15 protein-coding genes and 2 pseudogenes are annotated in these 21,980 nt (G+C 49.0%); 8 read left to right on the top strand and 9 right to left on the bottom strand.

Going from position 1 to position 21,980, the window contains the following annotated elements; translation table 11 throughout:
* The 4 genes and pseudogenes from GPK90_RS18725 to GPK90_RS18710 all read right to left on the bottom strand — a co-directional run.
* A partial coding sequence (locus tag GPK90_RS18725) for a DNA cytosine methyltransferase (protein WP_215703659.1) occupies positions 1-279 on the bottom strand: 279 nt, incomplete at its 3' end.
* The gene (locus GPK90_RS18720) at positions 266-622 is read right to left on the bottom strand and encodes a DUF7768 domain-containing protein (RefSeq protein WP_003500157.1); all 357 of its coding nucleotides are present in this window, start codon (positions 620-622) and stop codon (positions 266-268) included. The genes GPK90_RS18720 and GPK90_RS18725, both read right to left, overlap by 14 nt.
* 309 nt (positions 623-931) lie before the next feature.
* The gene (locus GPK90_RS18715) at positions 932-2,311 is read right to left on the bottom strand and encodes a ParB/RepB/Spo0J family partition protein (protein ID WP_215653869.1); all 1,380 of its coding nucleotides are present in this window, start codon (positions 2,309-2,311) and stop codon (positions 932-934) included.
* A gap of 175 nt (positions 2,312-2,486) precedes the next feature.
* Positions 2,487-2,978, bottom strand: a pseudogene (locus GPK90_RS18710) (hypothetical protein); the annotation flags it as partial.
* Positions 2,979-3,472: 494 nt separating this feature from the next.
* On the opposite strand from GPK90_RS18710, the gene GPK90_RS18705 reads away from it, so the two are divergent.
* The 5 genes and pseudogenes from GPK90_RS18705 (at position 3,473) to GPK90_RS18690 (ending at position 5,351) form a co-directional block, all read left to right on the top strand.
* The gene (locus GPK90_RS18705; RefSeq protein ID WP_003127055.1) at positions 3,473-4,108 is read left to right on the top strand and encodes a helix-turn-helix domain-containing protein; all 636 of its coding nucleotides are present in this window, start codon (positions 3,473-3,475) and stop codon (positions 4,106-4,108) included.
* A 140-nt stretch (positions 4,109-4,248) separates the two neighbouring features.
* A pseudogene (locus GPK90_RS19680) lies at positions 4,249-4,338 on the top strand (conjugal transfer protein); the annotation flags it as partial.
* 144 nt (positions 4,339-4,482) lie between these two features.
* Positions 4,483-4,797: a DUF6442 family protein gene (locus tag GPK90_RS18700; protein WP_003127054.1), complete on the top strand. Its 315-nt coding sequence runs from the start codon at positions 4,483-4,485 to the stop codon at positions 4,795-4,797.
* 1 nt (position 4,798) lies between these two features.
* Positions 4,799-5,008, top strand: coding sequence for a helix-turn-helix transcriptional regulator (locus GPK90_RS18695; protein WP_003127053.1), 210 nt, complete (start codon positions 4,799-4,801; stop codon positions 5,006-5,008).
* Between the two features lie 13 nt (positions 5,009-5,021).
* Positions 5,022-5,351 carry a hypothetical protein gene (locus GPK90_RS18690; protein WP_003127052.1) on the top strand — a complete coding sequence of 110 codons (330 nt, stop codon included), beginning with the start codon at positions 5,022-5,024 and terminating at the stop codon, positions 5,349-5,351.
* Between the two features lie 440 nt (positions 5,352-5,791).
* Here GPK90_RS18690 and GPK90_RS18685 read toward each other — a convergent pair whose 3' ends face one another.
* Positions 5,792-7,150: an MATE family efflux transporter gene (locus tag GPK90_RS18685; RefSeq protein WP_118532905.1), complete on the bottom strand. Its 1,359-nt coding sequence runs from the start codon at positions 7,148-7,150 to the stop codon at positions 5,792-5,794.
* Between the two features lie 437 nt (positions 7,151-7,587).
* Between GPK90_RS18685 and GPK90_RS18680 the strand changes: the two genes are divergently transcribed.
* Positions 7,588-12,003: an acyl-CoA dehydratase activase gene (locus GPK90_RS18680; protein ID WP_215703658.1), complete on the top strand. Its 4,416-nt coding sequence runs from the start codon at positions 7,588-7,590 to the stop codon at positions 12,001-12,003.
* A 163-nt stretch (positions 12,004-12,166) separates the two neighbouring features.
* Here GPK90_RS18680 and GPK90_RS18675 read toward each other — a convergent pair whose 3' ends face one another.
* Positions 12,167-15,457 carry a DUF5107 domain-containing protein gene (locus tag GPK90_RS18675; RefSeq protein WP_118533171.1) on the bottom strand — a complete coding sequence of 1,097 codons (3,291 nt, stop codon included), beginning with the start codon at positions 15,455-15,457 and terminating at the stop codon, positions 12,167-12,169.
* Positions 15,458-15,822: 365 nt separating this feature from the next.
* On the opposite strand from GPK90_RS18675, the gene GPK90_RS18670 reads away from it, so the two are divergent.
* On the top strand, positions 15,823-16,680 hold the full coding sequence (locus GPK90_RS18670) for an AraC family transcriptional regulator (protein WP_117484692.1): 858 nt from the start codon (positions 15,823-15,825) through the stop codon (positions 16,678-16,680).
* An 89-nt stretch (positions 16,681-16,769) separates the two neighbouring features.
* On the opposite strand, the gene GPK90_RS18665 is transcribed toward GPK90_RS18670, so the two are convergent.
* The 3 genes from GPK90_RS18665 to GPK90_RS18655 form a co-directional block, all read right to left on the bottom strand.
* Positions 16,770-17,846 carry an arabinose ABC transporter substrate-binding protein gene (locus GPK90_RS18665; protein ID WP_242994067.1) on the bottom strand — a complete coding sequence of 359 codons (1,077 nt, stop codon included), beginning with the start codon at positions 17,844-17,846 and terminating at the stop codon, positions 16,770-16,772.
* A gap of 107 nt (positions 17,847-17,953) precedes the next feature.
* Positions 17,954-18,940: an ABC transporter permease gene (locus GPK90_RS18660; protein WP_117484691.1), complete on the bottom strand. Its 987-nt coding sequence runs from the start codon at positions 18,938-18,940 to the stop codon at positions 17,954-17,956.
* Complete coding sequence (locus tag GPK90_RS18655) at positions 18,937-20,445, bottom strand: sugar ABC transporter ATP-binding protein (RefSeq protein WP_142410512.1); 1,509 nt, start codon at positions 20,443-20,445, stop codon at positions 18,937-18,939. Before GPK90_RS18655 ends, GPK90_RS18660 begins: the two co-directional genes overlap by 4 nt.
* A gap of 246 nt (positions 20,446-20,691) precedes the next feature.
* On the opposite strand from GPK90_RS18655, the gene GPK90_RS18650 reads away from it, so the two are divergent.
* Positions 20,692-21,822, top strand: a complete 1,131-nt coding sequence (locus GPK90_RS18650) for an aldose epimerase family protein (protein WP_117484689.1) — start codon at positions 20,692-20,694, stop codon at positions 21,820-21,822.
* Positions 21,823-21,980: the final 158 nt, after the last annotated feature.

Genomic DNA, 21,980 nt, shown 5'->3' with positions numbered 1-21,980 from the left:
CAGGCTTGATTTTGCCCCGGCAAGGCCGGAGCGGTTGCCGATCAGAGAAAGGTTCTGACAGGGGGAACCGAAGGTAATTATATGGACAGGTGGGATTTTCCCGCCGTCCACCTTCGTAATATCCCCCAAATGCACCATGTCGGGAAAGTGCCTTTTGGTTATGGAGATGGGCGCTTTTTCAATCTCACTGGCCCATACCGGACGGATACCGCACCGGGAAGCAGCCAGAGGGAACACGCCAATCCCGTCGAAAAGGCTTCCCAGCTTAATGTCCGGCATGGCCCGGGGTGCCGTGTCCCTTCACGGCAAGCACCCCTTCCAGCGTTGTCGCCGCAATGCCCAGCCGTCCGGCAACCGCAATATCGTTTTTCACATCCTCATCCACAGCGCTGCCGCAGACGATCAGGGTGTGGGAGCGCCGCAGCATATCCCGGCGCATATCAATCCCGGCCTTGTGTTCCTCGGGAACGCTGTCATTCAAAAACAGCGGCAGATACAAGAGCGGGCAGATCGGGGAAAAGCCCGCCTCATAAGCAAGACGGCAGTAGTGGGCCGCCAGCTCCATATCAACATCCGGCTCGCCGCTCCATGCGGCGGTCAGGTACGCTAAAGGTCGTTTCATTGGTTGAGCCTCCATTTCTGTTTAGGTTTAGGGAAAAGCAAGAGTTCGCCCAACCCCTCCGCCCCTTCCCCCGGGAAGGGGAACAGCTCTGGAGAATTTATATCCCCGTCGCTTGACCGGGAAAAAGCATAACCGGGAGAAATCCGTCAAGGGTGCCTCCGGCACCGCCTGCGGCGGCGCTGCCCTTGACTGATTTTCCCGGCTATGCTACGGAATAACTGGCGACGGGGAATCATTTATATCTCCAGAGCTTCGGGACGCGGGGCAGAGCCCCGCAATCCTCGGGCCATGCTGACCCGAAGTTTGGGCTTACTTTTCCTGTTCGGTTTTCTTCTCCGGTTTTTCGTGTTCCTTCTGCTGGCCCTTCCAGTCGTCCAGCAGCTTGATGATCTGGTCCTTCATTTCCCTCGGCGTAGTTTCCTTGCCGAAATACTTGCTCAGTTCCGCACCTGTCAAAATCACTTTGTCTACCTCCTTTTTGTCCTCCATCATAATGCCGTCGATCACATCCCCGTTGAGCAGCTTCTTTTCGTCCAGCTCACGCATACGCTTTGCCTGCGCCTGCGAAGGAGAGGACTGCTGGCTGTCAATGGCGACGGCGATATAGTTCTGGTTCTTTTTGCTGACATAGGAAAGCTCCACCGCCGTAGTAAAGCCCAGCTTTTTTTCATCCATCAACTTCATCAAGTCGGGAACCAGTTCATTGAGCCGGATATACCGCTGCACCTGTTTGACGGCCATCTTATTGCGCTCGGCCACGATCTCGTTGGAGCGTTTGCCTGCGTCCTTCGGGTCAATCTGGCCCGAAGTGCGGGAGCCCTGGTGCTTGATGGCCTCAAGCTGCATTTTCAGAGCTTTGGCCCGCTCACTGGGGAGGATTTCTTCACGCTGGTTCAGATTGTCCTCCACCATCTGCGTGATGGCTTCATCGTCCGTCAGGTTGCGGACAATACAGGGCATATCCGCATATCCGGCAAGCTCGCTGGCCTTCTGGCGGCGGTGGCCGGACACGATCTCATAGCCGCCATCCTCACGGGGACGGACGATAGCGGGCTGGGTCACGCCCTTGTCTTTGACGCTGGACACCATAGCCCGCATTTCTTCATCATCCCGAACCTCAAAGGGATGGTTCTTGAAGGCGTGAAGCTCGTTCAGCTTGATATAGACGATCTGTTCCTTGCCCCGGCGTGGTGCATCCTTCGGTTTTTCGGGTCCTTTCGGAGCGGGAGCGGCCTGTACCGTTGGCGCCGTTTTTTTCTCCGGTTCTTTTTTGACCGTCTTTTCCGGTTTCTGTGCGGGGGCTTTGGACTTCGGGGCTGCGGCCTTGTCCTTATCTGCTTTCGGGGGACGGCCCCGGCGCTTCGGCTGTTCCGGCTCTTTGGGTTTTTCCTCTGCTTTTTTCGGAGTCTCCGGCTGCTTTTCCGGTTTCTCCACTTTTGCCGGGTCAGGCTTTTCCACGCCGGGAGTTGCCGCCCGTTCCTCGGCTTTCTTTTCCTTCATAATTTCAGCGAAGTTATAGACGGAAACCTGTGGGTTCTTTACCTCTGGTTCCGTCTTTTTTCCCGGCTCCGAGGAAACGGAAACCTTCTCCGGCTCTTTTGGGGGAGCGGGAGGCGTTTCCTTGCCCGGCCCGCTATCCGTTACTGGCTGTTCCGGCGTTTTTGTGGTTTTATCATCTGCCATAAGCATTTACCTCCTGTTTTTTGGCATGAAAAAAGGGGCTCAACTTTTCAGTCAAGCCCCCGTGGGAAGTTCCTCCTTTCTCCGCCATGATACAAAAATACCGCCCGTAGTCTCGTTTGGGCGGTACTTTGTGTAAGATTGGCAGTCCATTATTAAGGTTTTTATTATGTTCCCTTTGTACACCGTTGCAAACAGTCTTTGCGGTGTCGAAATCATCAAACTTGCTTTCGTCAAAGTGGTAGCCCTCACTATTAGAAATAAATTCCTCTTTTTCGCATTTCTTCTTTATCTGCTCTATGGTAAAGAATGGCTTTTCGTTCTTATCATCAATGGCAATATCAAGTCTTGTGAAATGAAAGTTATCCAGTCCGTATCTTCGCTCACAGCGTCGAAACATATCCCCAAAGGTATAATTCCTACTGTCGAGAATACGGAAAATATCATCACAACCTCTGCCAGTCATAACAAGATAACAGCCTAGCCCCTGTGGGTTATCCTCTGTCTTTCTTGCGTCCCCCGATACATAAATATCTCCAATCTGCCAGCGTGCTTGATAAGTCTTGAATTTTATCATTGCTGGATAAACATTGAAAATGTCAGTCGGTAAATCTAAAATGTGCATGATTATATCTTCAGCGGTTGCCGTTTCAAATACAATGCTGATGTAATCAATCTTAACGGATAAATTTTTGTGTGTAGTTATAGTGCATTGCTCCTTTCGTATGCCCCGTTTTTTGCGGGTAAAAATCGTGTTTTTTCCTTTATTTATCACAGTTTCTAGGTACTATGACATGTATACGCAGGGCGGTGTTACATATACGCCCTTTATGAACGCCTAAAGGCGTTCCCTTTCTTCCTGTGTCTGATCCGTTCTTAACGCTCACGAGCCTTGTAAGGCTCGTGGCTAAACGGAACAGCCCCAGTCAGAAACCTTATTTTCGGTCTGATAGTCCATGCTTATTCATGCTATCAAAGTGAAAATATATCTTTTCTATGCTTACTCAAGCGTGTGATTAACCCTAGCGTGCTTAATCACTCTATCTAACACGATAATAACGCCATTAGAATTACTTGTCAAGAAGTTTTTGTTGACTTTTAGATATATATTAAGTATGATATGCTTATAAATACCAATAAAAGCAATGAAAGGAGTGTTTATACTAAGTCATGGAGCATTACGAAAAGAAAATCAGTTTCTTAGGAGAGAACATACAGACCATAAGAAAACACAGAGGAATGAAACAACAAGAACTTGCGGACAAAATCGGTATCAATATGCAGAGCCTTTCCAAGATTGAACGAGGTGTGAATTATCCTACCTTTGATACATTAGAAAAGATAATGGACGTGCTGGGTGTAACGCCCAATGAATTATTATCGGGAGAATGGAAGTATGTTAATCAAGCCGAAAAGGAAGTCTGTCAGTTTTTAAGAATTGAAGAAAGACTAAATGCAGAACTGAAACATGGGCATTATGACAATTTCTTTGACAGCGAGGAAGAATGGCTGGAATATGAGTTAGAGAAGTTACGGGAATATATTACCGACTACATCAACGGGAAAAGCATTGTAGCGTCCGACCTTTACCCAATCAAAGAATTTATCCAGCATTTGAAATTTCAAAAACTGTTAGACCGCTATGATGATTTATACAGCATGGATATGTTCGGGGAAAGCATAGAGGGGCATAAATATAGGACACCATATCAAGTCGTAAAAATGATAAACCCCAATTCAAAAGAAGATATGGAATTATTACGGGAAGTATTGAAAAATAACCATTTTGATGATGAGGACGAATAGCTTTTTTCCTCTTTGTAGAAGATACAGCAAACAAAAAGCCCAGTAAAGAGTGCAAAGCACCACCAATGGTGGCAAGGCTCTTGACAGGGCTTTTTCTTTTCTGTTTCTGGCAGACAAGAGGAAACAAGGTGTAGTGTCATGAGTTTATCGACAATCAGACAAAGGCGACGCAAGTATCACAGTATGAGCTTATGCTCCATAAGGATAGTAACTGGAAAATTGTAACATAATTATTGACGGCGTATAATCTCATGGAAAAAAATACGCCGTCATAAAATAATAAGAAAACAGTATAAAAACATTGACTTTTAGAGATTGAGTATTATAATAAAAATGACAAGTATACTTGGTATTTTTGGAAAGGGGTAATATAAATGGATAAAGAAAAAATACTGTCACAAAACAAAAAAGATAACTTATATCTTGATGAGTATGAAAAACACATTAAACTTAAAGGGAAATCTTTTGGGCTAATGTTTGTGTTGCTTGTCTGCATTTTAATCTTTGTTATTAAGGTTATTTGTAAAGAACCTTACAATGACATAATGACAATTATTTGGTCGGTAGCATTTGGATATATGAGTTATGAAGCATATCTTTCAAGAAGTAAACCTAAATTTGTTACTGCCCTATTCTTTGTCCTATTTATGTTGTATTACTTTTATAAATTTTTGACAGCAGGTTTGTAATATGAACGAACATTTAATTTTAAAAAATAGATTAAAAGAGGTGCGAAAAGAAAAAAAATTATCGCAAACGGAATTAGCAGAAATGGTTGGAGTTTCCCGTAACACAATAAGTTCTATTGAAACAGGACAGTTCAATCCAACAGCAAAATTAGCATTAGTGCTTTGTATAGCTTTAGATAAAAAATTTGAGGAATTATTTTATTTTGATTAAGGAGTGTATGATTATGGAAATAGAAGAAGTGGTTGTTGAAATAGTTATGGGATTGTTTTTATTATTTTTATCTTATCAAGTGGGTATAAAAGAAAATATTACTTTCTTACATAGTTATCATTATACACATCTCAACCCAAAAGATAAAAAAGCGTTTACAAAAAGAATAGGAATAGGTTCTCTGCTGGTTAGCATTGGCGTTATTGCTATGCCGATTATCAATTTAATCTCTCATTCTGAATTAGGCTACTACATAGGGCTTACTTTGATTGTTGTAGGAGTGTTTTATATCATATTCATCATTGTAAAATACAACGGAAAACTTATTAGCTTTAAAAAGTAGAATTGAGGTATGAATATAATAGGAATAAAAAAACGAGATATAAAAAGGCGTTAAAGTTTGAAATCAAATGAAGTAATCAACGGAATAAACAAAGAAAATATAGGGAGAGGCACAGTTATTTGTGCTATCTCCCTTAGTCGTTTTATCATCATATCAAGGCTCATTCAATCGTGGTAAATTCGTGGTAAAATGAATGGTTTTCTATACTTCAAAATACTTGAAAGTATAGTGTTTATGCGGATAATCGAAAATTAGATATAAAATTTGTAATAAAATTTTACAATTAAAACCAGCTCTTTATTCTTTTCTTAATCTTTTTTCCCAGTATACCGTTTTGGCTTTCTTGTCACACTTCCTGTAAATTCCGAGTTATTACGCTCTTTCTATCACCCATTTTCCAGCCATCCAAACAAGAATCATCTCCCGCTCAACACCCCCTGTCAGCTCCGCGTTTCCGCGATCTTCTCCATCGCCCTCCGGTACGCATGTACAAAATACAGGATCTCCGCGATCGCCGTGAGCGACCAGGAACAGCTGTAGAGCAGATACAGGGACGGGATCGTCTGAAAATACGCAAAGACCGTATAGACCCACGCGATCCGGAATACGCAGGAACCCAAGATCACGATGACCATCGGTGCCAGACTCTTTCCGAGTGCCCGGGATGCCGCGATCGTGCAGTCCATGAACGCGGAGATCCCATAGGAAAATCCCATGATCGTCAGGCGCTTCATTCCCGCTGCCATGACTTCCGGGTCATTCGTAAATAAGGACAGGAACTGCTTTCCGAACACGACGAGAAGAAGTCCCATCGCAAGTCCGATCCCGAATGAATATGCAAGACTCACAAAATAACTGTCCCGCACACGCTTTTTGTTTCCGGAGCCGTAGTTCTGCCCCATAAAGCTCGCGCAGGCCGTATAGAACGCCGCCATCACATCGTAGATCAGCGCATCCGCATTCGCCGCCGCGGAATTTCCCGCTACCATCACGGCACTGAAAGAATTGACGCCGAGCTGGACAAACAGATTTGCGATCCCGAAGATCGCATTCTGAAAACCAGATGGGATCCCGAGCCGCAGGATCGCCTGCGCCTTATCCTTCGAAAGCCGGAGCTTTGCAAGATGCAGTCCGAAATCTTCATGACTCCGGAACAATGCCATCACGATCAGAAACGCCGAAAGGCACTGAGACAACGCACTCGCAAGCGCCACTCCAACTACATCAAGCTTACAGACGATCACAAAAAACAGATTCAGGATCACATTCACGATCCCCGACAAAAACAGATATCTCAGCGGACGCCCCGTATCCCCGGCCGCACTGAACACCGCGTTTCCGAAATTATAAAGCGCAAGCGCCGGAATCCCCAGGAAATAGATCCGGATGTACAGAGCGGCCTTGTCGATCAGCTCCTCCTTCGTATTTAAAAGCACCAGCACACCGCGCGATGTAGAAACTCCCAAAATCAGCAGGATCAATCCGACCACCAGGCTGACAAGAAACGCCGAATGTACCGTCTCCGAAACCGACTTCCGGTTCCTCGCCCCGATATAAAGCGCCGTCAGCACATTGATCCCACCGGAAAGTCCGATCAGAAATCCCGTATACATCGAGATCAACGTCGTCGTAGAACCAACCGCCCCCAGAGACATCGCCCCCGCAAACTGCCCGATCACCGCAATATCCGACATGTTGAACAGAACCTGCAGCAAATTCGAAAGCATCAGCGGAATACTGAAAAACAGGATCTGTTTCTTCAAAGATCCCCGCGTCATATCCATACTTGTCCGGCTCATAAAACCCCCTCCAAAAGTATCATAATCTTCCAAAATTATACTGGATTTTCCATGAAACTTCAACAAGTGAAAACACGCTTCGCGAGTTTCCCCTTGTTATCGCGACAGTCGCCAATGTCTCACGCAAGCGCAGACCTTGGCTCATTGTTCACGTAAATCATAGTATGCCGATTTTCCCCTGTACCGCAGCTAAAACCACAGTCTTCACCTATCCCTCCCACCTTATCCTGCGGTCAATGCGCCTGCAGCCAATCACTTCTTAACACGTTTTTAACGCTTCCCTCGCACCTATTTCCTTGACTTTTAAAAAATCCAGCGCTAAAATATCACCAGCATCGTGTAGAAATCGGCGTAAATCCAGGTACGAAACGGGTTTATGCCCTTTTTCTTTCTGTCGGTGCAGACCCGATAAATCACTATCACGAAAGATCAAATATATGAAACAATTACTCATCGGAATCGATGTCGGTTCCACCACTACAAAAATCACGGTCCTCGACAAGACGACCGAATCACTCTTATACTCTGACTACCGCCGCCACCACGCAGATCAGCTTGCAAGCGTCCTCTTCGCGATCCGGCAGGCGGCAGAAAAATTTCCTGACACAAAAGCCAGGATCATACTCACCGGCTCCGGGGCAAAACCAGTCGCAGAAGCAGCCGATACCCCTTATATCCAGGAAGTTGTCGCAAACTCCATCGCGTTAAAGAAGACATACGAGACCGTCGGCACCGCCATCGAACTCGGCGGCCAGGATGCAAAGATCATCTTCTTCAAGACGGATTCAAAAACCGGCGCGTTAAACGTCGCCGACATGCGCATGAACGGAAGCTGTGCCGGAGGAACCGGCGCCTTCATCGACGAAGTTGCTTCCATTCTCCAGACCCCGCCGGAAAAAATGAACGAACTTGCCTGCAAGGGAACCTGCGTCTACGATATCTCCGGGCGCTGCGGCGTCTACGCAAAAACCGATATCCAGCCGCTCTTAAACCAGGGAGTCGCAAAAGCTGATATCGCCCTCTCCTCCTTCCACGCGATCGCCAAACAGACGATCGGCGGACTTGCACAGGGACTCGATATCAAACCTCCGGTCGTCTTTGAGGGAGGTCCGCTGACCTTCAACCCGAAGCTGATCGATGTCTTCTCTGAACGTCTGAACCTGAAAGAAAACGAGCGCCTAGTCCCGGAACACCCGGAGATCATGGTCGCCTACGGTGCAGCACTCTCCTTAAACGGCATGTTCAAAGAGGCAGATCCGGAAGCCTCGGACGCTCCGGTCACCTTCCTTCCGCTCACTGAGTGGGTCTCCCTCCTGGAACAGGTCCAGGAGGACACGAAGAAAAAGCAGCATTCCGGTCAGGAACATGCAGCCCCGCTCTTCTTCTCCTCCAAAGAGGAACATGACACCTTCTTAAAAGAACATCCGAAGGGAGACTTCACTCCGGCAGCACTCACACCCGGAACGACCATCCGCGCATGGCTCGGCATCGACTCCGGCAGTACCACGACAAAATTTGTCCTGATGGGCGATGACGGAAAGCTTCTCGACTTCTTCTACGCCTCCAACCAGGGCGATCCGCTGACCGTCGCAAAAAATGCCCTGATCACCATGCGGAACCGTTACCGCGATGCGGGCGTAACTCTGGAGATCTTAGGCTGCGGCTCCACCGGATACGGTGAACTTTTATTCTCCAGGGCATTTTCCACCGAATACCATGTCGTCGAGACGGTTGCCCATGCGAGAGCCGCGTTCCAGTACATGCCGGACATCACGTTTCTTCTCGATATCGGCGGCCAGGACATGAAGGCCATCTGGCTCGACCACGGCATCATCACGAACATTCTCGTCAACGAGGCATGTTCCTCCGGCTGCGGTTCCTTCCTGGAAAACTTCGCTTCCACGTTGAAGATCCCGGTGACGGAGATCGCAGACGCCGCCTTTTCCTCGAAAAATCCGGCGGTCCTCGGCAGCCGCTGCACCGTTTTCATGAACAGCAGCATCGTCACCGAGCAGAGAAACGGGAAAAAGCCGGAAGATATCATGGCCGGCCTCTGCCGTTCCATCATCGAGAATGTCTTCACGAAGGTCATCCGGATCTCGAACCTCGACTCTCTCGGGGATCACATCATGGTCCAGGGCGGAACCTTCCGGAATGACGCCGTTCTGCGCGCATTTGAACAGTACACCGGAAAGACCATCGTACGCGCCCCGTATCCGGGCATGATGGGTGCGATCGGCGCCGCGATCCTCACAAAAGAGGCGATGGCGGATGGAACGAAGAAGCGGACCTTTATCGGACTCGACGCAATGGATTCCTTCTCCTACACCCAGGAGGCGAATGCCCCGTGCCCGTTCTGCACGAACCACTGCAAACGAACGATCGTCCGCTTCCCGAACGGCCAGTCCTGGGTCACCAACAACCGCTGTGAGCGCGGAGAGGTCCTCGGAGACCCGAAAGATCCGGCTGTTCAGAAACTTCAGCGCGAGCGCATGGAAAAGCGTGACAAAGTCCCGAACTGCTACAAACTCCGGGAATCCCTGCTGTGGAAAGATTACCCGGTCCCGGAACACGTAACCTCCAGGAATCTTGTGATCGGGATCCCGCGTGTCCTCTCCTTCTGGGAGACCATGCCGTTCTGGTCCACATTTTTCCGCTCTCTCGGCTTTACCGTCCGTGTGTCCGCCCCGAGCAGCCACAAGCTCTACGAGTCGGGACTTTCCGCGGTTGCCTCCGATACGGTCTGCTTCCCGGCGAAGCTCGTCCACGGACATATCCGCAGTCTCGCGAACATGCATGTGGACCGGATCTTCATGCCGTCCATCACCTCCGTCCAGTCGGAAAACAAGGAAAAGACGAGTGAATGGATGTGTGCGATCGTAAAGGGATATCCGCTCGTCATCAAAAACTCCGACAATCCGGAGCATGTATTCGGGATCCCGTTTGACAATCCGCTGTTCCACTGGTACACGAAAGAAGACCGGAATGAGCAGCTCACAAAATATATCCATGAGACTTATCAGGTTCCGGAATCCGAGATCAAAGAGGCAATCTGCTATGCCGACATGGCGGAGGATTCCTTCCACCAGGAGCTCTTAGCAGAAGGCGAACGGATCTTAAAACAGGTCACGGAGGAGAACCGCTACGCCGTGATCCTCGCCTCGAGACCGTATCAGAATGATCCGCTGGTCAACCACAACCTTCCGGAGATGTTCACGAGTCTCGGCATCCCGGTCCTCACCGCAGATGCCGTTCCGGGCGTCAACGACGTGGATCTCACCAACAGCCGCCTCGATGTCGTCAACAACTACCATGCGAGAATGCTCGGATCCGCTGTCATTGCCGCTGAAAATCCACACCTGGAATATGTCCAGATCGTAAGCTTCGGCTGCGGCCATGACGCCTACCTCTCCGATGAGATCATCCGCCTCATGAAACAGGTATCCGGGAAGATCCCGCTCGTCTTAAAGCTCGACGAGAGTGAGATCCAGGGACCGCTCCGGATCCGTGTCCGGTCCTTTATCGAGACAGTCCGGATGCAGAGAGAAAAGCACGAGGAAGCTCCGGTCCATGCCCTCACGGATCCGTACCCGGTAAAGTACGAGAAGAAAGACAGAAAAGAGCGCATCGTTCTGATCCCGAATACCTCCCACGCGTTCTGCCGCGTCATGTCGGCAGCGATGGAAAAACAGGGGCTCCGCGCGGAGCCGCTGCCGATCGGGCGGGACGAGGCGATCCGTCTCGGCAAAAAATATGTCCACAATGACATCTGCTTCCCTGCCCAGATCGTGATCGGTGAAGCGCTGGCCGCTTTAAAGAGTGGAAAATACGATGGAAAAGATGTCGCGATCGCAACCGGAAAATATATCGGCGACTGCCGTCTGACGCATTACAGTGCACTTTTAAGAAAGGCGCTCGATGACGCAGGATTTTCCGATGTTCCGATCCTCACAAACGACGATGCGGATTTCCACAACCTCCATCCAGGCTTCCGCTTAAGTCTCCTCTCCGCACTCCGGATCGCCTACGCGCTTCCGATGATCGATATTTTGGAGGAGCTGCTCCGGAAGATCCGTCCTTATGAGCTCACAAAAGGAAGTGCCGATGCCGCCTTTGAGCAGGCGATGGACGCTGTGATCGACGGACTTTCCAGGCATGGCGTAAACGGCGCAAAACACGGCTTCGCAAAGGCGATCGGGATCATGAAACAGGTTCCGTATGACCGCTCTCATCCGAGACCGACCGTCCTGATCGTCGGGGAGTACCTCTTAAACTTCCACCCGGGTGCAAACCATGACATCGAGGCGTTTTTAGAGCAGAACGGCTTCGAGATCATCGAGGCGAGAATGTCCGATGTCATCCAGAAATCCTACTTCTATCGGGATATGCAGGTCCGTGAGTACCATTTACATAAGCCGCTCCAGGAAAAGCTCTGGTACCGGATGGCCGATCTCTTCTTTGATCTCGCCCACGATGCGGCGGACAAGATTGCGAGTGCTCACCTGCTCTACGACCGCCCGGCGGTGCGCCTTCCGGAGCTCGTAAAGGAAAGTGATCCGATCATCCACCACACCTTCGATGCCGGAGAGGGCGTCCTGATCCCGGGAGAGATCCTGCACCATGCCGCCCACGGCTGCCGTGCCTTTGTGATCCTGCAGCCGTTCGGCTGTCTGCCGAACCACGTCGTCGGCCGCGGAATCTCCAAGCGCTTAAAGGAGCTCTACCCGGACGTCCAGATCCTTCCGCTCGACTACGATCCGGATGTCAGCTTCGCAAACATCGAGAACCGGCTTCAGATGCTGATCATGAATGCGAGGGAGCAGGAAGCGGAAAAGAACGAGGCAACCATGTAATTTCATCAATGGATATCTGCGATCCGATTTGACTGCCTGCTGATTGCTTTTCGCAATCGAAGCAGGCAGCTTTCTAAATTGCAAAAAAGAAGAGGCATGAATTGTAAAAAATTCATGCCCCTTCTTTTTTCTGTTATGCCTGCGTTAAGACTTTTTCCGGCTTCTATTCCTCCACCATCTTCAGATAACGCCCTGCGTTCAAATGCGTCGGATCAAGCTGCATCGCGTTCCGGAATGCCTCTGCTGCCTTTTCCTTATCTCCGAGTCCCAGATATCCGAGTCCCATCAGATAATAGCAGTGCGTCTTGTTTCTCTTATCCAGGTCATCATCAAAGATCATGAAATCCGGGAGGGAAACTGCAAAGTACTCAACGCGCATCTTGTCATACAGATGGCGCTCTCCGTAGTCGAGCAGACGGTAATATCTCGATTTTGCCTCCACCGGCAGACCAAGTTTCTCTTTTGCAAGTCCCTGATAGTAGATCATGTCGGCCGGCTGGTCATTGTAGTACATCATTCCTGCCGGTTCATCCGTTCCGATCGAAGCTGCCTCATACTCTTCCTTCGCCGCCTCGTTCTCCCCGAGATGCTCTTTTGCAAGTCCGAGATAATAATGGATGTGGTTGTCCTTCGTTCCTTCCAGCTTTCCTTCCCCGAGGTTCTCCGGATATACCAGCGCCTTCTCAAGGATCTCTTTTGCCTCGCTCCAGTGCTCTTTTGCGATTTCCGCTTTTCCGAGCTCCAGGAGAGAGGTCGTATACTGGGTCGTAACCTTTCCTTCTCCGCCTTCCCACGGATGGAACCGGTGCGCCATGATAAAGTCATATGCCTCTTTATAATGGCCAGAGAGATTTAAGAGCGTGACATATTCGATCATCAGATCATCCCGCTGCATAAAGATCTCTTTTGCCTTTTCATAGCGGGAAAGTCGCTCAGCGACCGGCATTTCCAGTTTCCGGTACAGCTGGTCAAGCTCCAGGAAGATTCTCGCATCGTTCGGTGCAAGTTCTGCTGCCTTTTCCAACGCTGCCTTTGCCTTTTCCGGATCTTTTCTCTTGTTGTAATATGCCAGGGAGAGATTTCTCCATGTGATCGCAAATTCCGGCTTCTTCTCCGCCGCAGTCTCCCAGCAGCTGATCGCCTGATCGTACTGCAGCTTGTCATACCAGAGGTTTCCAAGGTAATAGAATGCATTTGCCCCGTCCGGATCTTGTTTCTGCGCATCGATCAGAACAAGGATGTCCTCCAGCTTATTCGGGAAGCAGTAATCCGTACTGCAGTTTTCTGCCTCTTTGAGCACTTTCAGGATCTCCTCATGGGAAGCTCCCATCTTTCCGAGATCATATGCTTCATAGTACTTTAACATCGGCCAGCTCTCACTGCATTCGCGGAGTGTATCAACCGCCTTGTCGTATGCCCCGTACTCCGCAAAGTCTCTCGCCGCCATCAGATACGTCTCATGGAAGTTTCTGGAGAGCTTATTGACCTTCGCGCGGATCTCTTCTGCATGGTCCGGATCCAGATATGCGGATTCCAGCATGGAGACATAATCAAACGGGTCAATCGCAAGGTTCTCGCTGACTGCCGCTTTCGCTTCTTCCGTTCTTCCGAGTCTGCCGAGAAGGTATGCCCGGAGTCCTCTCGCCTTGATATTGTGCGTATTCTTCACAAGGCCTTTTTCCGCGAGTTCCAGTGCACTCTCAAAGTTTCCTCTCATCGCCTCAATGCACGCCAGATAATAGAAGCTCATCTCCTGCTGCTCATTGGACCAGGTCGCCTTATAGAATGCATCAAACGCCTCATCATAGCGCTCCTGATAAAACAGGGATAATCCGAGGTTGTAGTACGGCTCGGAATCATACGGGTTCGGATTCTTCCAGGTCGCACGTTTGATCGCTGTCCGGAAATGTGCCTCAGCAGCCTTAAAACAGCCTCTTCTCATCAGGAGCGAACCGTATGCATTGTTGATCCGGATATCGCCCGGGTCGCGTTTCAGCCCTTCCAGATAGTATGGGTCCGGGCGGTATGTCGCATGGCGGTACTGCTCAATGTGAAGTCCTGTCAGGAACAGCTCTTCATTTGACATGATCTCCTCCGGATCTTTCGCTGCCTCCGCCGGATCCGGAACCTTCGGGATCTCTTTTTTCGCCGGTGTGTAGGAGATCATCTCTCTCGTTCCGTCGAGAACGCGGACCGTAAGTTTTGTCTCGTCCTCAACAACCTGATCCAGATGCGTCTCAAACGGAGCGACCGGGGAGATCGTTCTCTTTTCATCCAGAAGGACCTGTCCCTCATATGCAAGGATGACTCGGGCATCCGGATATTCCTGCGTTGTGTATACAGCAACACGGATCCCGCTCTCATCCGCATCAAGTCCGACCATCGCCTCGATGCTGGCGTTCTTTACAGCTCCGACCGTCTTATAAGGCATGAAATACTGGGTAAACCGCTTTTCCTCCATCGGTTTTAACCAGGTGAAATCCGGCTGGTTATCCGTATAGACGCCGGTCATCAGCTCGACATACGGACCATCCTCATCTGTCAGGTTGCGGTCCCAGGCCTTTCCGAAATCGCCGCATCCCCAGGTCCACTGCTTCTTTCCGGGAGAAATATGATGGTCGGCAACATGAAGGATTCCTGCCTGTTTCTGGTAATCGTATCCGCCGACAAAGTTAAAATCACTCTTTTCCGCCATGTAGGAGGTCGGAACCGGAATGTTTTTGTAACGGGAAATGTCAACACCTTCGCTGTAGTCATGTTTGTAATAAATACCCGTTGCGATCGGGAATCTTGAAACGTCACGTTTTCCATGATCCATCACAGCATGGACATCCGGCGGGAAGATCGACTGTGTGTGATCGTTGACCGGGACAGCCGGGTTTGCCCACCAGAGGAAGGTCTGCGGTGTGGAAGTCCGGTTATAGAGCTGACCTTTGATCTCGATATAGGCTTTTCCCGGATAGAGGGTAAAGCTTGCCTCGCCTTTTGTTCCGTACATCTGATCGACGTCGCTGACACGGCATGTCTTTGATCCGTCCGGATTCTCGATCAGAAGATAGTCGACCGGTGAGAAGGTCGTCGGGCGGTGGTGCTGCGGCCAGTTGAACTCGATTCCTCCGCTGATCCACGGACCGCAGAGGCCGACAAGAGCCGGTTTGATCACATGGTTGTAATAGACAAAGTCATAATGATTCGTCTTGTCGTACGCTCTCTGGATCCTGCCTCCGAGCTCCGGAAGGATCATGACTTTCAGATACTCATTTTCCAGCCAGACGGCATGGTACGTCTTATCTTCTTTCTCATCATAAATCTTTTCGATCGTCGGGTACGGATAGATCCGGCCGGAGCTTCCCTGATAAACACGGCTCTCCAAAAACATAGGGTTTTTATCTGCTGCTCCGATCCCATAAGTAGGAATGACCACATTTTCTTCCCAGATCTTCACTCCACTCATAATTCTGACCTCCTGCTGTTTTCTATTCTCGTTCCTGTATTGTACGGAATTTTCAGTTCAGAAAATTCATCTCCCTGAACGGCAGCCACATCTCCCTGCCTTCGTTTCAGGAACTCTCTTATTTTTCGTTCTTGCTTATACTATACTGTAATTACTCCTGTTTTTCATTACCTTCAGTTGCCATGTAATTTCAAAAAATTGCTCTCATCATTCTTGACCTTTTTCCCGTTTCTCTTTATAATCGAAACCAGTACTGCGCATCCCGGCTCTTTCGTTCCGGAAGTCATCTTCCGCACCATGCGCACATCGTAACCAGCCGTCAGATCCTGCCGGATCCGTCTTTGAAAGGAAGGTGGAAACACTCCATGATCTCTACCGAAAAAGGGATTCTCCCCGGTTCCGACTATTATGTCTATACCCCAAGTGCCCAGGCGCAGTCCTTATTTTTTTATCCGCTGATCATCGGAAATTTTTCCTACAGCGATGATTACAGTCTCCGCCGCACTGCGTTCGACAATTTTCTTCTCATGTACATCAAGCGCGGGGAATGCATCATTGAGCTGAATGATCAGGTATTCCGGGCACTTCCCGGCCAGATCGTATTTCTCGATTGTTATCATCCCCATGCCTACAGAAGCTCGACGCCCTGGGAATGTGAATGGATCCACTTTGACGGTCCTATGGCACGTGCATTTTATCAGGCGATCATGAGCAGTTCCGCTCCGGTCATCAGTCTGAAAGACACCTACCGGTTTGAGCGGTATCTCCATAAGATCTATCTCCGTTTCCGGGAACATCTCCCGTTAAAGGAGGCATTGTTTAACAATTACATTGTCAACATGCTGACCGAACTTTTTGTCAGCCGCGACCACGAACACCCGGAGGCTGTCTCTGGCGGCATCATCGAGGACACGATCACCTACATCAACAATCATCTGACGGAGATCCTGTCCTTAAACGATCTCGCTTCCCAGGCTTCTCTAAGTCCTTTTTATTTCAGTCGTCTTTTCAAAAAAGAGACTGGATTCTCGCCGCATGAATACGTGATCCTGACACGGGTAAACAATGCAAAATATCTTCTGAACTTTTCGGAGATCCCCATCAAGGACGTCTGCTTCCAGACCGGTTTCAGCAGTGAGAGCAGCTTCTGTACCACCTTTAAAAAGGTGACCGGACAGACGCCGACCGAATACCGTCTCGCCTGTAACCAGAATCGAACCTGATCGGATCATATCATGCGAAAAGGGCTGCCGGAATCATTCAGGCAGCCCTTTTTATGAGAGGATTTACAAAAACAGGACTCGGTCTCTTTTTATTCTGCCGCTTTTCCCATTACTTCTTTGTAGTTTTCCGGTGTTACGACAACTGCATCGACTGCTGTCTCCTGCGGAACGTCCTTACCGGCGATCACATCATACAGAACCTCAACAGAACCGGTTCCTACGGAGTCAGATGAGAAGTATGTTGCTGCCTTCATGCAGGTACCGTCAGCGCCTTTGTTGTTCCACTCGTCTTTTGCCATGTAAGCACCAAGACCTACTACGCATGCATCTGCATCAAGACCTGCACTCTCAAGTGCACGGACAGCACCGATCGTACCTTCCTCGTTTGCACCTGTTACCATCCATTTCTTGATCTCCGGATGTGCTGTGATAACGGATGTCGCCGCTGTGTTTCCTTTATCGGTCGTTCCGTCATAGTCTGCTTTAAAGATTCTTTCTGTCGGGAAGTCCGGGCAGCCTGCTGTAAAGTTATCATACTCACCTTCTGCACGCGGTACGCAGGAAGAAACGGTATCCATTGTCAGGATCAGAAGACCGCTTGTCTCATCTTCTACAAGACCGTTGTCTTTTGCATATGCTGCAAGCCAGTCGCCGTTTGCCTGTCCGATGACGTAAGCATTGATTCCTACCCACGGAGCGATCTTTTCACCGGCGTCGTTCTGAAGTGCATCATCGGCTGCAACGATCGGGATGCCTGCTTCTTTACACTTGTCAACGGCAGCCTGGGACATTGTCTGGTCCGGGATACAGGTTACGATTCCCTTTGCCTGGTTTGCGATCGCGTTATCGATTGCTTTCAGGTATTCTTCCGGGCTCATCTTTGCATCTACGAAAATGAATTCATCTCCATTTTCCTCTACTTTCTTCTGTGCTGCTGCGCCCTCATCAATGAACCAGGTCTGGTCGCCGGCTTTGTAAATACCGTAAACAACACCTTTTTCTGATGATCCTGCATCTGCTGCCGCCGTGTCAGCTGCTGCTGCGGTGGTATCAGCTGCTGCCGCTGCTGTTGTTGCGGATGTGTCGGAGCTGCTGCATCCGGCAAGTGCCGTTGCTGTCAATAATGCGGCTGCTGCAAACGCTGCTGTTCTTTTCATCTTTTTCATAATAAAACCCTCCATTTATAAAATTTATTTTGTTTACATAATTGATACAATGATGTTGGGATCAAAAATCCGCTTGCACCGGATTTCCGGCCTTTGGTCCCTGGTATCTACAGGTTCTTCATGGAAGCTGCAAGCAGGTCTTTCTCTCGCTTCTGTTTTCTGATGTAGTCAGTTGTCAGAGCGAAAAGAAGAAGTCCGCCTTTTGCGACATACTGCCAGAAGCTTGGAACGTTTACCATCGTAAGTCCTGTGTTGAAGGACTGGATCAGGATGATACCGAGGATCGTGCCGCCCATGTTGCCGACACCTCCGACGAAGGATACACCGCCGAGGATAACAGCTGTGATCGCATCAAACTCGAGGTTGACGTTTGCGGCCGGCTGTCCGGAGTTCATACGTGCCGCGAATATGATGCCGCCGATCGAGCAGAGGATACCCATCATCACATAACAGGTTGTGATGATCTTTTTCGGATTTAAGCCTGCAAGTCTTGCTGCATCCATGCTGCCGCCGATCGCATATACGCTGCGTCCGAATTTCGTCTTTGCAAGGATGATACCGAATACGACGATGCAGATGATCATGATCCATACAGATACCGGAATGTTTAAGATCCTTGCTTTTCCGAGAAGAAGGAATGTCTTATTGCTGATGGATACCGGTTTTCCTCCGCAGATGATGTAGGCAAATCCACGGATGATGGACTGTGTTACGAGTGTTGCGATGAATGCCTCCAGATGGATCTTGTTGACCATGAATGCATTGAAGAAGCCTACGGCTGCTCCGCAGACGATCGTAACGATCACAGCTGCCGCGAACGGCATTCCCTTTGATACGAGAAGTGCTGCTACAACTCCCGAAAACGCTGCAAGTGAACCAGGAGACAGGTCGTTCTGACCGGCAATGATCAGATATGTATGTCCGACTGCGACCATTCCGACGAGGGATGCCGCGATCAGGATGTTGATCATGTTTGTGACGGACAGGAAGTTTTTATTCAGGCAGGTAAACAATGCAAATACTACAATGATCGCTGCGATCAGAACAAGCTTGTCGCCGTCAATATGGATCCTACTTTTTTTCTTTGTACTCATGCTTCTTTTACCTCCCCGATCATTCCCATGCTGAGAAGTGTACTCTCAGTTGCATCTTCTGCTGAAACCTCACCAACGATCCGTCTTGCACGCATGACGATGATCCGGTCGGATAATCCCATGACTTCCGGCAGTTCGGAAGAAATCAGGATCACGCCGAGTCCCTGTTTTGCGAACTGGCAGATCATCTGGTAAAACTCGGACTTTGCACCGACATCGATTCCTTTTGTCGGTTCATCCAGGATCAGGACCTTCGGATTCGTGCTGATCCAGCGTGCAACGATGCATTTCTGCTGGTTTCCTCCTGACAGCTCCACGATCTTTTTCTTTGCGGAAGGCGTCTTGATCTTGAAATTTTTAATGCCGTCTTCTGCGATCTTTTCTTCCTTCTTTGCATCTACAAAGCCGAGACTGTTGGAGTTTTTGTCCAGCATGGAAATATTGATGTTATCACTGATATCAAGGTTTGAAAGAATTCCCTGAAGTTTTCTGTCCTCCGGTACGAGAACGATCCCGTGTTCCATCGCTTCATGCGGAGATCGGTTCTGGATCATCTTTCCCTCGAGAATGATCTCTCCGCTGCGGATCGGATCCGCGCCGATGATCGCTCTCATGAGTTCTGTCCGTCCTGCACCGACAAGTCCGGAAAATCCAAGCACTTCACCTTTTCTGAGGACGAAGGAATTCTCTTTCACATAGTCGGAAGAAACATTTTTTACTTCCAGGAGAACCTCTCCGATCTCTTTGTTCCTGTCGAGATTTTTGTAGATATCTCCGAGATCACGTCCGACCATCATCCGGATCATCTCCGATTCCGGGACCTCACCGGTCTTTACTGTCGTCACATAATGACCATCCTTGAAGATCGCCACTTTGTCGGTGATCCTCTGGATCTCATCCATTCGGTGAGATACATAGATGATGATCTTGCCTTCCGCTTTCAGCTTTTCGATGATCTTAAACAGAGCATCGATCTCTGAATCGGAAAGGGATGCTGTCGGCTCATCAAAGCAGATTACCTTCAGATTCTCTCTCGAATATGCCTTCATGATCTCGACCATCTGCTGGTAAGCGATACTCAGATCTTTGACTTTTGTCGACGGGTGGATCGGAAGACCAAAATCTTCAATGATCTTTGATGCCATCTGGTTTGCTTTCTGGGTATCGATGAATCCAAAACGGTTGACCGGCATTCTTCCGAGATAAATATTCTCTGCGACCGAAAGCTCCAGAAGAATCTGACGTTCCTGATAGATAACAGAGATTCCTTCTTCGATCGCCTGATGCGGGGACTGGAAATGTTTTTCCACACCGTCCAGCAGATATTTTCCGCTTGTCGGCTGATAATCTCCATTCAGCACTTTCAGAAGTGTGGATTTCCCCGCTCCGTTCTCTCCAAGGAATGCCAGAACCTCGCCTGCATATGCCTTAAACGAAATATTATCCAGTGCTTTTACACCAGGGAAATATTTACAGATGTTCTGAAATTCCAACATACTGCTCATATTGCGTTCCTCCCTTTTTCACTGTCATTTTGAGTCTTTTCTTTTTTCGTACTGTATTGGCAGTCACTTCAGAAGATAATTTCTATTGTGCCTTTCGCTTTATTTACTTTATATTATACCTTTTTTCCAATAATCATCATTATCATCGCTTGCTGTATTATTTTTAAATCTTGCTCTCATCGTTTTTTTATGTTCTCTTTTTTGTACAAATATTTTAAACTGGAATCAGAAAGGAGATGGCGTATCATGCAGTTAAGTGATAAATTTTTCACATTTGATACCGGAGAAAAATCGCATTTTTTCGACATAATAACCAGTTCAGGACTCTCGCTCTCCCTGTTTTCGATTGGAGCGTCCATTCAAAAAATTGCTTTTAAAGGTAAGAAATGGTCCGACCATCCGGAAACAGACGGGAATGAACTTCCGATCACATTGAGTTCCGGCAATCCTGATTTTTACCGCATCTGTCCGTGTTATGCAGGAGCAACGCTTGCCCCGAATGCCGGAAGGATCTCCGGCTCCTCCATCCTTCTCGGAGGAGAAACGATCCCTCTGACCCCAAACGAAGGTGCGAACCAGCTGCATGGCGGTCCGCATAATCTCTCCGCTCAGAACTGGAACACAGAATTCGTCCGCCAGGATTATGATTCTGTCTCGATCGGATTTTCAGCATTTCTCGCCGACGGCGTCGACGGATATCCGGGAAATCGCACGTTTCATGCGGAATATACGCTCGATGACAGCAACTGGCTGACCATCCGGTACCGGGCATCGACGGACCGGCCGACTTATATCAATATGTCGAATCATACCTACTGGAATCTTTCCGGTGATTTCTCATCTTCCGCGCTTGATGAGACACTCACCGTTTTCGCAAACAATGTCTGCCTGAATAACGAGGAACATATTCCCGTCGAAATCATCCCTATTGCAAGGACGATATTCGATTTTTCCAGCCCGGCTTCTCTTAAAAGCCGGCTGGATTTTCTGCCGCGCGAAGAAAAACTCCGCTCCCGCTGCCGCAGGCAGATTTCCATCGCGCGCGGTTACAACCATGCATTTATCCTGAGCCGTGACCAGACCTCCCGCAGTTTCCGGTCGCTTCCACAGCCTGTAAAAAAAGCATGTATCCTGAGCGATCCTGTTTCCGGACACTCCATCACGCTTTACACGGATGCCCCGGCACTCGTCGTCTATTCCGGCGGATTTCTCGATGATTCCATCGGATTCCCGGACGGCACGCACTCCTGCCCGTCATGCGCCATCGCGCTCGAAGCCCAGGATGTTCCGGATTCCCCACATGTTCTGCCGGAACATTTTTCCATCACAACGCCGGAACATCCGTTTGAGCGGACGATCCGGATCCAGATCCGGTAAATGTCGCAGTAACACTTACAGTTCTGCCGCTGGCAGCTTCTTTCGAATTCCTTGAAATACAAAAAGGGACCTGGCCATCATCTGATATGCCAAATCCCTTTTTCCTTTATTTGTAACTATTCAGTACCTTCTCACACCTACAGGAATCTCCCCACTGA

This window comes from Clostridium sp. MCC344, assembly GCF_018785365.1.
GTDB lineage: Bacteria > Bacillota > Clostridia > Lachnospirales > Lachnospiraceae > Pilosibacter.
The sequence above is the reverse complement of the archived record's forward strand: the minus strand, read 5'-3'. Positions and strand labels throughout refer to the sequence as shown.

Bases quoted from the DNA above. Each gene is read 5' to 3' on its own strand.
- GPK90_RS18650 (WP_117484689.1), top strand. From the start codon at position 20,692: ATGCAGTTAAGTGATAAATTTTTCACATTTGATACCGGAGAAAAATCG.
- GPK90_RS18715 (WP_215653869.1), bottom strand. From the start codon at position 2,311: ATGCTTATGGCAGATGATAAAACCACAAAAACGCCGGAACAGCCAGTA.
- GPK90_RS18680 (WP_215703658.1), top strand. From the start codon at position 7,588: ATGAAACAATTACTCATCGGAATCGATGTCGGTTCCACCACTACAAAA.
- GPK90_RS18670 (WP_117484692.1), top strand. From the start codon at position 15,823: ATGATCTCTACCGAAAAAGGGATTCTCCCCGGTTCCGACTATTATGTC.
- GPK90_RS18700 (WP_003127054.1), top strand. From the start codon at position 4,483: ATGGATAAAGAAAAAATACTGTCACAAAACAAAAAAGATAACTTATAT.
- GPK90_RS18720 (WP_003500157.1), bottom strand. From the start codon at position 622: ATGAAACGACCTTTAGCGTACCTGACCGCCGCATGGAGCGGCGAGCCG.
- GPK90_RS18685 (WP_118532905.1), bottom strand. From the start codon at position 7,150: ATGAGCCGGACAAGTATGGATATGACGCGGGGATCTTTGAAGAAACAG.
- GPK90_RS18660 (WP_117484691.1), bottom strand. From the start codon at position 18,940: ATGAGTACAAAGAAAAAAAGTAGGATCCATATTGACGGCGACAAGCTT.
- GPK90_RS18695 (WP_003127053.1), top strand. From the start codon at position 4,799: ATGAACGAACATTTAATTTTAAAAAATAGATTAAAAGAGGTGCGAAAA.
- GPK90_RS18705 (WP_003127055.1), top strand. From the start codon at position 3,473: ATGGAGCATTACGAAAAGAAAATCAGTTTCTTAGGAGAGAACATACAG.
- GPK90_RS18690 (WP_003127052.1), top strand. From the start codon at position 5,022: ATGGAAATAGAAGAAGTGGTTGTTGAAATAGTTATGGGATTGTTTTTA.
- GPK90_RS18675 (WP_118533171.1), bottom strand. From the start codon at position 15,457: ATGAGTGGAGTGAAGATCTGGGAAGAAAATGTGGTCATTCCTACTTAT.
- GPK90_RS18655 (WP_142410512.1), bottom strand. From the start codon at position 20,445: ATGAGCAGTATGTTGGAATTTCAGAACATCTGTAAATATTTCCCTGGT.
- GPK90_RS18665 (WP_242994067.1), bottom strand. From the start codon at position 17,846: ATGAAAAAGATGAAAAGAACAGCAGCGTTTGCAGCAGCCGCATTATTG.